This window comes from Faecalibacter sp. (assembly GCF_057177045.1).
Genome location: NZ_CM169987.1, coordinates 577716 through 593259, shown reverse-complemented (window position 1 = coordinate 593259; position 15544 = coordinate 577716). Strand labels below are relative to the sequence as shown.

At 32.6% G+C, this 15544-nt stretch carries 7 protein-coding genes and 1 pseudogene; all 8 read right to left on the bottom strand.

Going from position 1 to position 15544, the window contains the following annotated elements:
- Positions 1 to 57 precede the first annotated feature (57 nt).
- Positions 58 to 3072, bottom strand: coding sequence for a type I restriction endonuclease subunit R (locus tag AC1QSP_RS02660; protein ID WP_484079660.1), 3015 nt, complete (start codon positions 3070 to 3072; stop codon positions 58 to 60).
- A gap of 10 nt (positions 3073 to 3082) precedes the next feature.
- Entirely contained in the window at positions 3083 to 6811 is a 3729-nt protein-coding gene (locus tag AC1QSP_RS02655) for an AAA domain-containing protein (RefSeq protein ID WP_484079659.1), read from the bottom strand.
- 176 nt (positions 6812 to 6987) lie between these two features.
- On the bottom strand, positions 6988 to 8274 hold the full coding sequence (locus AC1QSP_RS02650) for a restriction endonuclease subunit S (protein WP_484079658.1): 1287 nt from the start codon (positions 8272 to 8274) through the stop codon (positions 6988 to 6990).
- Positions 8274 to 10067 (bottom strand): GmrSD restriction endonuclease domain-containing protein, encoded by a 1794-nt coding sequence (locus AC1QSP_RS02645; protein WP_484079657.1) that lies wholly within the window; start codon positions 10065 to 10067, stop codon positions 8274 to 8276. Before AC1QSP_RS02645 ends, AC1QSP_RS02650 begins: the two co-directional genes overlap by 1 nt.
- A 2-nt stretch (positions 10068 to 10069) precedes the next feature.
- Positions 10070 to 12412: a type I restriction-modification system subunit M gene (locus AC1QSP_RS02640; protein ID WP_484079656.1), complete on the bottom strand. Its 2343-nt coding sequence runs from the start codon at positions 12410 to 12412 to the stop codon at positions 10070 to 10072.
- A 560-nt stretch (positions 12413 to 12972) separates the two neighbouring features.
- The gene (locus AC1QSP_RS02635; RefSeq protein ID WP_484079655.1) at positions 12973 to 14367 is read right to left on the bottom strand and encodes a Mur ligase family protein; all 1395 of its coding nucleotides are present in this window, start codon (positions 14365 to 14367) and stop codon (positions 12973 to 12975) included.
- A gap of 195 nt (positions 14368 to 14562) precedes the next feature.
- Entirely contained in the window at positions 14563 to 15165 is a 603-nt protein-coding gene (locus AC1QSP_RS02630) for an ATP-grasp domain-containing protein (protein WP_484079654.1), read from the bottom strand.
- Positions 15162 to 15510, bottom strand: a pseudogene (locus AC1QSP_RS02625) (cyanophycin synthetase family protein). Before AC1QSP_RS02625 ends, AC1QSP_RS02630 begins: the two are co-directional and overlap by 4 nt.
- Positions 15511 to 15544: the final 34 nt, after the last annotated feature.

The following is a 15544-nucleotide window of genomic DNA, read 5'->3' as shown; positions in this document are numbered from 1 at the left end:
TTAGAGAGACCCTCACAAAATCCAAATCTAAAAAAGCAGGAACTAGTCCTGCTTCAATTATCTTCTTAAAAATCTTTGTGTACTATTCAGCATATCTTGTTTGAAGTGCTCATCAGTTAGCTTCTTTGCAAATTCTATTTGGAATTTACGCATACTCAATGCAACTTCATCAAATATCTTTTTATACGCCAATTGTTTAGTGTGTTCATCTGGATTGTTGAGATATTTTGTTTCATAATCTGGATGAGTGACAACTTTATCCGTAAATGTAAAAAATAATTGACGTTTATCTTCTGGTGTAGCATCCCAATTCGCAAACCAACGTTCGTTAAAATCACGAATAATTTCTTCTAATCTCATTTTGTCATCATCAGCATGTGCACCTCGTGGTAAATTACCTGTTGCATCTAATGTGGTTTCATCAGCATCTAATTCCAGCTTTTCATTTAATTTAACTCGTTCGATACCATAAGTGGCAAGATCAACTGACTCTAATAATTCATCAAGTATCTCGTCTTCCTTGCGCTTTACAATCATTTTAGGAATTAAGAATTTGGCAAACCAAAACAATTTTTCCCATTCCAATTTTTCGAATGGAATAATTGCAGCTACCTGTCCATACACCTTAACAAATTGCTTTGCTTTAATTTTCAGATCAGCTTTTTGATCATCGCTTAATTCTAACTCTTTATTAAAACGTTGAGCAGCAACATCAATTATTGGGCTTAACGATTCCGCAGGTTCACCTTTAAAAAATCTGGTATTAAAATCTTCCACTTCATACCATTCATACACGCCAGAATCATCAAGTTCTTCTTTCAATTCGTGTAACACATTCACATCAGTTGCTTTAGACAACGATGTTGAGGTATAATAAGGATCGAATGATCGTTTGATATCTTCCGAATCATTAAAGAAATCCAACACAAATAAATCTTCTGTTTTCTTACCTAATTTTGGATTCGAACGGTTTAAACGCGATAAAGCCTGAACGCATAAAACTCCTTGTAGTTTCTTATCCACATACATGGCAGTTAATTTAGGTTGATCAAAACCTGTAAGGTATTTATTCGCAACCACTAATATCTTGTACTCATCCGTGTTAAATTTATCTTTCGTTTCCGTATCAGGGAATCCATTCATTCCAGCTTCTGTATGCTCAACACCATTAATCATTTTTGTTCCAGAAAATGCAACGACCACTTTGAATGGATTATTTTTTTCTTCTAAAATTTTCTTGATCTCTTTGTAATAACGAATAGCTGATTCAATGCTTTGTGTTACTACCATTGCTTTCCCTTTCCCTTTTAATAATTTTCGATCATAAATTTGTTGAACAAAATGATCAATCATTATACGAGCTTTTGCTTCTATCGTACGCTCATCACGTTCCACAAAAGCTTTTAATTTCTGTTGGGCTTTTTTTGTATTGAACTCAGGATCGTCTTCAATTGATTTCTGAAGTTGATAATAACTTCTGTATGTTGTGTAATTAGATAAAACATCCAAAATAAAACCTTCTTCTATCGCTTGTTTCATCGAATACAAATGAAAAGGCTTAAATGAACCATCATCTTGTTTAACCCCAAATCGTTCTAAAGTCGCATTTTTAGGCGTTGCTGTAAAAGCAAAGTAGGACGCATTAGATCTCATTTTTCTGGCTTCCATTGCACGAAGAATTAAATCTTGTCCATCCACTTCACCATCTTCATTCGTTTCTAGTTTCCCCAGAACTTGGTTCATCTTATCCGCAGCAGTTCCACCTTGAGACGAATGGGCTTCATCAATAATGACAGCGAATCGCTTATCACTCATTTCATCTACACTGTCTATGATATGTGGAAATTTTTGGATGGTTGTGATAATCACCCTTTTTCCGCCCTCTAGAGCGAGTTTTAAGTCATTGGATGAATAAGCAGCTCCAATAATATTTTTAATGTCTGAAAAGCTCTTAATATTATCTCTCAGCTGTTTATCTAATATTCGTCTGTCGGTTACTACAATAACAGAATCAAACATTGGATTGCCATCTGTATTTTCTAATTCAATTAATTGGAATGCAGCCCAAGTAATTGAGTTTGATTTTCCAGATCCAGCAGAATGTTGGATAAGATATGTTCCACCTACGCCATTAGTTTGTACATCGTCAATTAATTTGGATACCACATCCAACTGATGATAACGAGGAAAGATGTAAAACTTTTTACTTAACGGATCTTTGTCTGCACCTTCCAACAACATAAAATGTTGAATAATTTTGGCAATATTTTCTTTTTGAAAAACTTCTTCCCACAAATAAGCTGACTTATGACCATTTGGATTCACAGGATTTCCTTTTCCTAAATTATTTCCTTTATTGAATGGTAAGAAAAACGTATCTTTCCCTTGTAATTTTGTTGTCATATACACTTCGTCTGTATCAACAGCAAAATGCACCAAACAACGACCAAACTCTAATAATGGTTGTTTAAAGTCTCGTGTAAATTTATATTGATGAATTCCTTGTACAGCAGCTGTTTGTCCTGTCCAAGGATTTTTAAGTTCAATCGTACAAAACGGCAAACCATTGATAAAAATTACCATATCAATTTCTTCACCCGTATTTATCGAAGAATACCTTAATTGACGCGTAATTGAAAAATGATTTTTCTTGAAGTTATCTTTGATCGATTGCGCACTACTTGCACTTGGAGCTTCGTAGAATAAAGTGAAGTGAGCATTGTCGACATCCAATCCTTTTTTAAGTAGATGCAACAATCCATTTTTCTTAATCATTCGCTCGAAACGTTCCAGTATCTTTAATTGCCAATCTGGTGAAACTTTTAGTTTTTCTAATTCTTCTTTCTGTGTACTTTCTAAAAAATTCCAAAAACGAATTGTATCTATCGCATATCGCTTATCAAAGTCACTTGGCGAACCTATATAATATTTGTTCGCAGTGATATAGGCTTGATTTTCTTCGTTAAATACAGATAAGGATTTCCCTTCGTTTTTTAAATCTTCTAAGGAAACACCAACAAGGTATTTTTCTATCGAAGATTCTAATGCTTGTTCGTTATAGTGAGTTGACATTGGTTTTGTGTTAATTTAGTAAAGTTGCTTTGCTTATTTTATCAATTCTAAATGTACGTTCTTCATTTCGGTTATGACAGTAACCTTTAATATGATTATCAATTGAATGATCTTGGTTATAAAGGATATTAGATACTTTTCTTACACTTTGTTCTCCATCAAAATTTTGATAATAAATTTCAATTGTTGATTCTGTTTTAATCGCCTCATTAATCAGAACTTTAATTGTCTCATATGTTGTTGCAGGATTAATTAAATCATTATTTTCTGGAGAAATCACATCAAGTAAAACATTATCATTAATAACCACATCAGGTATAACTTCTGATGGTGTTGTTTTGATTTCCTTTTTAGGAATTACTTCATCAACAATAACTTCACCTTTGATTTCTCGATCATAATCAGCCAAGTGAGCTAACAAAGTTTTTCCATGATTGTTGATCAACTTTCTGCAATATGTTTTATCACCTACTACATATAAACTACTTTTCGCCCGTGTTAAAGCTACGTTTAGTAAGTATGGTGAATGAAAGTTGATAAAATTCTCTAAAGATGGTTTACCTTCATTACTTATAACTAAACTCAATAAAACAATATCCTTTTCATCCCCTTGAAAACGATGTACTGTATCAACTACGATATCAACTTCATTTTCTGAAATAGCTGGAATAGATTTTATTCTTCTTTGTAATTCTTCTTTTTGATATCTAAATGGTGTTACTATACCAAAAGAAGCTTTTGGATATTTCTGAATTAATTCTTCCAATAAATTTGCACACTTCTCTACCTCATATAAATTACAATTCTTATTTGGTAAAACTTTTCCTTTTACATCCACCCAATTAAAACCAACATTCCCAACTTTAAAAGATGATATATCCGATTTTATTTTTAAATTTTGACCAGCTTTCTTGTTATAAAAATACTTTTTACTAAAACCTATAATCTCTGGATGACAACGATAATGTTCATCAAGAAATATTGGTTGAATGTTATTTATAGTTGCTACTTTTTCTATTACATCATATAATGAATTATGCTTATAATCATAAGTATCCATAGGTAGATTAAGCTTATCCAACACATATTGCTGCTCAGCTTTATCAACGGATGTGATATGTTTTAATTGATATGGATCACCTAATACGCAAACTCGTTTTGCTCTATAAATTAAAGGTAATACAGAAACAATATCACATTGAGATGCTTCATCAATGATTAATAAGTCAAAAAAATCCTCTGCTAAAGGAAAAGATTTTTTTACAGTCAGATTACTTACTGAAACAGCATTAAAACTATCTGTAAATTCTTCAACAGTATTTGTAGCTCTTACTATATCTTCTAACTTCCAAGGCATTCCTTTGACTAAATAACCTGAATATTCATTTATCGCAATTGCAGAACTGTGATGAATTTTATACTTCATCACACTTTTTAAATAAGGAACAGCAATATGCTTTATCTTATTTTTATTTAATTCAATCTGATTTTCGTACGTTGATTTCATCATCAACTCGAATTGGTATTGATTGTATATTTCTTTATGATCTTTTTCTGTTAATTCCAGATTGATAGCTAATCTCGAATGATTAGAAATGATTTCCTGTTGCTTATCTTTAAGTCTATAAATTTCTTTAACGTTTTCTGGAATTGAAACAATTACACTGTTATTTACAGAAACTAATGGAAAGTTTTTATCAATATAGCGATTAATTTCTTCGGGTAATTTAGCGTTTATCGTTTTAGCGATTGCTAATGCTTTCGTTTTTCTGAAAAGATTGAATATAATTTTACCTATAAAAGAATCTGTACCACTAAACATGTTAAGTAACTCATTCACTTCAGTGTTTGAGATATTTAACACCATTTTTTTAGAAACAAACCAATCATACAATTGATGATCAACAGAGTTTTTCCAACGATCAAATTCTTCCTGAGCTTTTAACTTTTCTTCTTCTTTATTTAATAGTATGCGTTCTAAATAATCGATTTTTTTAATATTCTCTTCATTTAATCTAATTGCTTCTGAATATTGAATGATCTCTCCATTTAATTTAACATAAGTTGATGTAATTTCATCAGCATTTTGCGGAACTTTAAATTTCTTAATGGTTTCTGTCAATTCTGCATTAGTTTTATTATCACCAAATCGTAAAAAATAATCTGTCTGCAATAAACTATTAAACCTTTCATAGACATTATCTACCGCCTTATTGTTTCGACTTGCAAAAATTACTTTTTGATCATTGGCTATACAATTAGCAATTATATTTAACACCACCTGAGATTTCCCAGTACCAGGAGGTCCAGTTATGACACTAATGTGATTTTCGAATGCAGATTCTACAGCTCTTAATTGTGAATCATTTAAATTGGTAATTGGTATGAATTTTTTAAGTTCTTTAATTTTTTTGAACTTAGAATTTTTAAAACCGATAACAGTATTGAATACGGAATCAGTATTCAATGAACTTACTTTCCCTTTCAGTATACTATTTATTTCTGATTGAAGCTGAGCTGTATATAAACTTTCTGTACTTAATCCTAAAGTTAATTTATCATCAAGCTTGATTTCCATATCAAGAATGGATTCCAATTCTTTTAGCTTCTTAATTAAGCCTTTGGTGTCGTTAATTTTCCCTGAAATATCCTCAAGAATATCTTCAGGTAAATTTAATTTTACCAATTCAGGAACAAACAATTCTAATGTTTCTAAATTAATTTTGATTGCACGATCATCTAATATGTCTTTCTGTTGTACCGATTGATAAAACAAAGGAATACTTTTATCTAAAACAATTGCATTAACCCCAATAAATAATGCTCTAGGGAAATTTTCGAATTTTTCATTTTTAAAAACATCATAAAAGGGAGTATAATGTGCTAAATTTAAACTAATCCCTGTTGGAATAATTTCTCCCCATTGATAGGGTACTGTTGAGGTATTAGATAAGGAAACTTCTTTTAAACGCTCGATAGAAATCATGGTATTATAAAAAGATATTACCTTTTGGTTTATAGTAGCCCTTGGCGTGTTTTCTAACAACTTATCGATACGTGCAGTTACATCTGGATTAAATTTTATATCAACCTTATTCTCTACATCATCTTTTGCTTCTAAAGGATTATAAATTTGATCTGAAGTGATATTAAGACTATCTAAAAATCGATGAATCTCTTGATTTGATAATACCAAACTATCACTATGAATATCATTTAATTTGTTGATAAAATTTACATTGTCTGTAATATGAAAATAGCGTTGTAATTTTGATGGAATCTCATCTTGATTGTAAACTATTTTACGTTGAAACAACACCATAGTTGCTATATGCGACCAATTGATGTTGGTATGATTGGACTCAACAATTTTATTCTCGTTCGCGTTAATAAACTCCATCAAACCAAAACGATAGGCATTTACTTGCTGAAATGGATTTCTTGCTAAAGCACCACCAGCAACAAACACTGTATTATTATCTTTCGTCTTTAATTTCCAAGGTCCATTTTCAGAAAAAGTAACTCTTCCTTCGTAATCTTTAAAGTCAATAATGATGATTGCTCCCGCTTTAATAAATATAGCATCTAAGGCATTACCCTGTACTCTAATGTTACCAATCAAGATATGTTCTCCATGTTGATTTTGAAAAATATTTCTTAATTCTTCGTTTATCTTACGAAAGAAAATATTTTCGTGTGTTGTATTAAAACGTTCTAATAAATATGATGAATATGCCATAGTATCGTTTAGATTCTGCAAGATATAACCTGCATTTTATAATAGTTTAAGTTATGTTGTTTAATATAAATTTAACCTTTTAAATTAGCAAAAGGTCTTTGGTTAAATTGTAATACAAATTCTGCTATCAATAGTTTTTCTACTTCTCGTGGATCATGTTTTGTGGTTGGTGATGTTTAACAAACCCTCACCTTCCCCGTAACCACGTCGTTGATAAGGCTTTGTTTGTATTCTTTTAGTTTGGTAATTTGTTCTTGTTTTTGGGCAATGGCTTGGTCTATTTTTCCTGTCACTTCGTCCAAATAAGCAACGATTTGTTCTTGTTCTTGGATTGGGGGATTAATAAAAGGTAGATTCCCAATTTTTGTTTCCGAAATAGTTGGAATAGTACTTCCTATGGCATTTGATTTAACAAAGTCATAGAAAATGTTAGAATGTAAATATTCATATGTAAACTGAATATTTGCCTTTATATTCTTAATAACCAATAATTGAGGATTTATTGTTGCTTCAATATCAAGATTTTTTACTATTCCTACTTTACCCACAGTTGAACCTGTTTTAACTATTAAAATGTCATCATTTGACACCATAATTTCAGGTGATTCAAAATACTTTTCCCAAGATAAGTAAGTGTTTTTTTCAAAAAACATTTGATTTTCAAAAATATTACTTGGACTAATTGTGATTGCACCTTCACCTTCAGAAACTAAATCAGATTGGCTATACCCTCTAAAACCAATTCTACCATTCATTGTACAAATTTCTTTTACTTTCTTCACCTCCCAATGTTCAGGAATTTCACCAATCCATTCAACCCCCGAATCTTTTGTAGGTGCATTGCTATCTAAACCTTTGGTTACGGCTTGATGAATTTTGGCTTGGCGCAGCTCTTTTAGCTTTTCGATTTGTTGTTCTTTGGTTTGTACCAACGCATCAATTTTCGCTGTTTTTTCGTCTAAGAATTTCGCAATGGCTTCTTGTTCGTGGATTGGGGGAATAGCCAAAAAAATGAATTTCATTTCATCGTATCTTGTAGTCCATAGATCAGCAACAATTCCGTGACCATTTCTGTAGAATTCTTCAATAAAACCATTTGATTTTAATAAAAATTCAGAAAACTTAGGGTAAATCCCTCTTGGTTTTATTACTATATTTATTAATGAAACTGATCCATCTAAATATGAAAGACCACTTGATCCTTTTCTATCAGAACGACTATTAATAACAAAATCACCTGCAATTACCAATTTACGGTTATCACCATCATTTGATTTTGCAGCGCTATCAAGTTGTGGAACAATACCATTTTTAGTTACTGATAATGGAGCAAAATCTTTATCTGAAACTTTTTTTCTTCTTTCTTCAAACCAATTTCCTAATCGTTTACATTCCCAATGCGCTGGAATTTGTCCAATCCAGTCGATACCACTTTCTTTGTACTGTTCGTATGTTTGCATCATTATAAGCTGTAATAATAGTTTTTAATCGCTGTAGCCATCAATTGTCTACGAGCCGTTAAGAAATCATTGTAATCGGTTGAAGTTCCTTCTAAAATGCTTTGTGGGATTTCGTTTTCTTCCAAATTCACCAATAAATCATTCCAGTCATCAACCGTTGCTATTTTAAGCTTTTTCGCCTCAATAGCTGCTTTCAACTCTGCAAAATACTGTTTCGGTTCTGTATCTTTTAAACGGATGTTGGTGTATTGTTCGGTGTAGACATAATTCGCCACTTGGTTATATTCCTTTTGGCTAAAATTATTCTTTTCTAAGTAACGTTTCGGGAACAGATGATGTTCGTCTCCACGTTGCTCTATCAATGCTTTAATCGTCATATCTTTAGCCAAGAAAGCACGCGTATTGGCTTTGCATTTCGCTGCCAAATAGATGGTATAGCCGTTATTATTTTTCGATTGAGATTGCATATCATTCACTAACCCAAATTCGAAATACGAATCGCTTAATTCCGATTGTTCTATGATTGGTAAGTAGTTTTCAATTTTACGCTCGTTCACTTGTTTAATATCCTGATCAATCCACGATTCAGCAGAACCAGAATAACGCCCTTTTAGTAATGAAAAGACCAACCAACGCTTCACATATTTCTGAATATCAGGTTCAGCATAGCCTTCGTCTTTCAATTTCAAATACAAGGCATAGGCAAAGTTCAGACTGTTTTTAGCGACAATTAATCGAGGACGAATTAAACCAGCCGAATCCACCAACATCAAGAAACGTTGGTAATTGGTTTGATTAAAAAATGCCAATAATCCTTTCTCTAATTTCTGGTAACTATCAGATGCTATTTCATCTTCGAAACGACGGGTTTCAAAATTACGTCCTGAAAGTAAAGCAACTAAATCACTAAACTTCCCACGACTAAATTGATACGTTAAAGCTACACGCAGCACATCTGTATAATCAGGCTCATACAAATGATCTTTACCTGTAGCCATCCATTTAATCGTATTGTAATAAGGATGCGCCACAAACTCTGGATCGTTGTCTACGATATGTTTATGGAATGATTTATCTACCACCAAACGGCAGAAGTAATCAATCATTCGTCTCATTTTATTTCCTTGATGTTCTTCGTCCGCAGCAATTTTCGACATCACGAAATCGGCATTACTTAACTTTACTCCTTTTTGGTTGATACGAATAAAGATCTCGGTCACTTCATCAATATCTAAGGAAGCATCCAACTCAATAATTCCAACTTGTTGGTTAGAAATACGTTTCAGTAGCTCTAACTTTTCTTCCACCAAATCTTCATCCACTTCTGGATTTAGTTGACAATATTCTCTACGCGCTTTTGAAATTGAAATTTCACCTTTCAGGATTGGACTAATATCATTGATCCACAAAGGACTTCTCTCGTAAGCTTTGTTTAAGACATCAAATTTTTCATCCAATGGTTGGTAAGCAATTCGAATATTGACTTCCTTATACTCTGCATTTAAAACGCGTTGACCAATAATAGCAGCCGTTAATGCAGTAATACGTTGCTGACCATCAATTAAAATTCGTTTACCTTGAGATAGTTCGCCATTCTTTAATCGAATATCTGGATTTCTCCACGTGATGATATAACCAACAGGATAACCTTTGTATAACGAATCGATAAGATCACGAACTTTAGATGCTTTCCAAACGAAAGGACGTTGAATTTCTGGAATAGCAATATCTCCAGATTTGATCCAACTTAATAAAGTTTCAACAGGTTGTTGAAGTACGGCATATTTAGATGTCATAATTAGTTGAATTTTAGGATTTCTGCCAACAAACCATCACCTTGTTCCTCTAAGGCTAATAAATCAGCTGTAATGTCTTCTATTGCACGCAAAGGTGTATGTTGGTAGAAATACTTGTTAAACGAAATCTCGTACCCAATTTTTACAGAATCTAGATTAATCCAAGCTTCTTCTACGTGAGGAATCACTTCGCGTTGGAAATACGTTAGGATTTCTTCGTTCAATGAAATTTGTTCACTATCACGTAAATCAGATTCGGTTTCATACGTAATAAATTCACCAGCTTTAGCTGTTGGATAATAACCAAAGTAAGGTAATTCTTCAACCGTACACCCTAACTTATCCACTAATTGATCTAACTTATCGCCTGAAAGTTTTTCAATCTTTTTAATTACTTTTTCTGCTGTTACATCGTAATTTGAAATTGCATTTAAGATTGCCTTTTTTTCTGCTGCTGAAAGGTTTAATTTATGTTTCTTAACAATTTCATCAACTAAAGAACTAAAGGCGTTAAAATCCATAAAAATATCATCACCAACGTGATTCCATAAAGCTAGCGCAGCATCGTAAATAGCTTTTGGTTTTTGCCAAGTAGCAGGATCCACTAACTTAGCAATCTGTTTTTTATTTAAACCCCAATCTTCTTTTTCGGCACGTTTAGAAATTTCCTCTATTTTCGATGATAAATCTACATACGCTAAATCCCCGTAGGTATCGTAAATTAGTTGCATTGGTGTAGCCAAAGCTTTATCAAAACGTAAAGTTTCTAAAGCTTCTTTCGTAAACTGAGAACGTAAACGTTTTGGACGCTCGATGTTTACTTTATAATAACCGAAATCAGCGTTTTTAAAACGTTTGATTTTTAAATCAGAACCTTCTTTCGTTTCTTCTAAGTTATCTAAATAAGCTTGAGCAATTTCTTGGATTTGTGCTGGCGTTAATTCACAGTTTTTTGAACCTAAATTTTTACGTAATTTTTGGAATAAATTGTTAGCATCTAACAATTGTACAGATCCTTGACGTTCTTTTGGTTTATTATTGTTCAATAACCAGATATACGTCGTAATCCCCGTGTTATAGAACATATTGTTGGGTAATTGTACAATGGCATCTAATAAATCATTCTCAATAATGTAACGTCGAATATTCGATTCACCCGAACCTGCATCACCAGTAAATAAAGAAGAACCGTTGTGAACCGAAGCAATTTTACTTCCGATTTTATTGGCAGTTGGTGCTTTCATTTTATCCACCATTTCCATTAAGAACAATAATTGTCCATCAGAAGTTCTTGGTGTAGCATCCACTACTTCCCAATTTCCCCAATAGTCTTTTAATTTAAACTGAAAACGGCTATCGATAATGTCTTTTCCATCCTTGATATATTTTACTTCCGAAGCCCACGATTTCCCGTATGGTGGATTAGATAGCATAAAATCGAATTTCTCACCCGAAAATTCATTCGTTGACAAAGTAGAACCGACACGAATATTTTCTGGATTCTTTCCTTTGATCATCATATCCGATTTACAAATCGCATAGGTTTCATCATTAATTTCTTTACCGTACAGATAAATATCACCAGCATAGCTGATACCACTATCTTCGATTAAGAAATTCTCTGATTCTGAAAGCATTCCTCCAGAACCACAACATGGATCATAAATCGTAATAACAGGAGGTAATTTGTCTTTAATAGGTTCGAAAACCATAGCAGTCATCAGTTGGATCACTTCACGTGGTGTAAAGTGTTCCCCAGCTTCTTCGTTATTTTCTTCGTTGAATTTACGGATCAACTCTTCGAAAACATACCCCATACCAAGATTAGACAAAGCGGGTAACGGACGACCTTCTGGATCATTTACTTCAAAAGGTGTTAAATTGATATATGGTGAAGTAAACTTCTCTAATACATCTAATAACACATCTTTAGAAGCCATATGGCGCACCTGAGCAACTAAATTGAATTTCTCGATAATTTCCTTCACATTAGACGAAAAACCGTTTAGATACTCTTCAAAATTAGCAATCAGTTTCTGTTGAGAATTGGTAGCCGTTCCTTTTAGCTTTTCCATAGTCCACGATGAGGTATTGTAAAATACATAACCCGATGCATCTCTTAACCCTTGTGGATCTAACTCAACTTGTCCTAACTCTTCTCGTTGGAATTTTACTTCTTCAAGAACTTTATCTTTAGTTGGTTCTAATAGGGAATCGATGCGGCGTAATACGACAAATGGTAAAATTACATCTCTGTACTTTCCACGAACGTATACGTCACGCAAACAATCGTCTGCGATTGACCAAATAAAGCTAACTAATTTATTATGTGATTGGTGTGTCATTTTATATTCTATGGATCTTATTGTTCGAAAATACGAAAATTACAATCGGATATAAAGTGAAGCGAAGAAATTTATTGGATGTAGTTATTCTGTCACAAAAATAGTACTATTTTTGTCAATATAATATAAGATAAAATAAGTTGAAATCCTATTTTTTTCTTCAAAATTTAGCCCTTAAGTTTGCAATGTAATTCAGAGGTAATCCTACGAATTGCCATACATTAATATCAAAATTATTAATCTCTGTTTAAATTAGTTATGAACTCGAATGAAGGGTGTAAAATGTTAAATATAGATCAAAACACACTGTGAAACTGAGAGATTAATGGTTTTCCGTTTCACAAAGTTGGTAAATCTCGAATTAAATTTTACTTCGAAGAAGAAGTAATCGAATTTATTAAATCGAGAAAATACACCAGCAAGTAAGCCCAATTAATAGCATAGATTTAAAAAAATAAACCCCGCACTTTTGCGGGGTTTCTAATTAATATTGATAAATTTTTGATTGTAAATCCATTGTTAACTCTAAAATGTGTCTACAAATATAATTTAAAATTAAACTACGCCATTTGTTTATTCTGAATTAAATAATGATTTAAGCTATTTAAAACACTACTAACTTCATCCGATAATGCAACAATTAATTCATCTTTACGAACTATTTTTAATGCATATTCAAAAGCTTCTACCTCATGAGGAATCATTTGAATGGGGATATTCGGATCAATTGATTTTATTCCATTGATTAATAAATTTGAAATTTCTTTTTCTGTTCGTCCTCTCAAATGATGTTCTTGACGAATAATGATATAATCAAACATCGAAGCTGCAATTTGAGCACATTTTACAATATCTTGATCACGACGATCACCTATACCCGATATAATTCCAATTTTTCGTTTGCATTTCCAATCGTTAAGAAAATCTTTAATTGCCAAATATCCCGAAGGATTATGTGCATAATCGACTAAAATGTGATAATCTTTAACGTGAAAAATATTTAATCTTCCTGGCGTATGTTCTACCGATGGATGAAAAGATGAAATCGCTTTAACAATTACTTCAGGTTTTATTCCATGAACAAATGCAGTGAGTATAGCGGTAAGTGCATTATAAACCATAAATTTTGCTTTTCCTGAATATGCAATAGGAATTTGATCAAGCGTACATAATACTGTTTTGACTTTTCCATCAAAAAGAATGATCTCGTGGTGTTTTTGATAGATATGGACAATCCCTTTTTCCTCCAATTCAAGTCGCAAAGGATTTGAACTATTTTCAAAAAAATAAGCTTTATTCCCTTCTAATGTTTGACTAATGGATAATGAAGGTTCATTATCAGCATTTACAATCAGCCAACCATCAGGTGTGGTATTTTCAAAAATTAAACTTTTAACACGAGTAAGGTCTTTTAAAGTTTCAATATCATTTAAACCTAAATGATCTTCTTCAATATTAGTAATTACCCCAATATCACATTGATCAAAAGCTAAACCTTCTCGTAAAATCCCCCCTCGAGCAGTTTCCAATACAGCCACATCCACTATTGGATCAAATAAAATTTTAGAAGCACTAATTGGTCCAGTCGTATCCCCTTTTTCAATCAATTGCTGATTGATATAAATTCCATCTGTTGTCGTAAACCCAACATTTTGATAAGTATGTTGAAAGATATGAGCAATCAATCGTGTTGTAGTTGTTTTTCCATTCGTACCCGTTACTGCTATAATTGGAATTTTAGATTTTTGAGGATCAGGAAATAGATAATCAATCACATGTTGTCCCACATGAATAGGTTCACCTTCCATAGGATGCGAATGCATTCGAAATCCGGGTGCAGCATTCACTTCAAGTACTGCAGAAGAGGTTTGATCAAAAGGTAAACGAATATCTTCCGTAATGATATCAATCCCACAAATATCTAAATCAATAATATGAGCTATTTTTTCAGCCATATGAATTGTGTTTGGATGAGCCACATCAGTTACATTAATTGATGAACCTCCTGTACTTTAATTCGAAGTAGATTTTAAGTAAATGACTTCATTCAAATTGGGAATAGACGATAAATTTTGTTTTTGTTTTTCTAAAACTTGCATGGTGTCATGATCAATAGAAATTTTAGTCAAAACATTGCAATGTCCTTCCCCTCATAGCGGGTTATGATTTTCTATTTCAATCAATTGTTCTATCGTATGTACGCCATCTCCAATTACATGGGCTGGTTTTCGAAGGGCGATAGCAACCACTTTTTTATTAATCACTAAAATACAGTGATCGTAACCTTTGATGTATTTTTCAACAATTACCTCTTGACTGAATTTTTGTGCCAGTTGAAAAGCAATTTCTGCTTCATGGCTATTCGTTATATTTATCGTTGCTCCTTTTCCTTGATTTCCATCCAATGGTTTAATAACGACAGGAAAAGTCAGTTGGTTAAGCGCGTGATGTAATTCTTCTAATGTTCTGATTTTAAACCCTTGAGGTGTAGGAATATGATGTTCATTTAATAATGTTTTCGTATAATGTTTATTTCCAGCATTTTCTACACCAAAGTATGAAGTTTGACTGGTGATTGTAGCTTGAATGGATTTCTGAAATTTACCATAACCTAATTTGATCAGCGAAGAATTTTTTCTAACCCTTTTCCATGGAATATTTCGACTAATGGCAGCATCTACTATGTTTTGTGTGGATGGACCAAGTTTATTCTTACAATAAATATCATGTAAAGGTTGGATATAATCATTCAATTCAAATCCACATGATCAATAAGTTTTTGGGCTATTTCTACACTCAATTTCGCTGCAGCTACGCCTGCCTCTTCATCCAAATAATTAAATACAACATTATATACGCCCAATTCCTTCGTACTTCTTGTTCGACCAAATCCACAATCCATACCGGCTAATGTTTGAATTTCTAAAGCAATATGTTCAATTACAAGTCCCTTCTTTTACACGCACAAAAAAACCACCCTCGTGGTCTTCTGAACATCGATGACTGTATAACGTGGGAATCTTTTCTTGAATTCGTTCGTAAAAACCTTGGATTTTATCAGTGGGTTGAAATTCTAATTCTTCTAAATCTAGACGCATTTGAATCAACTTTTTGCGATGGTTACTCCAAATA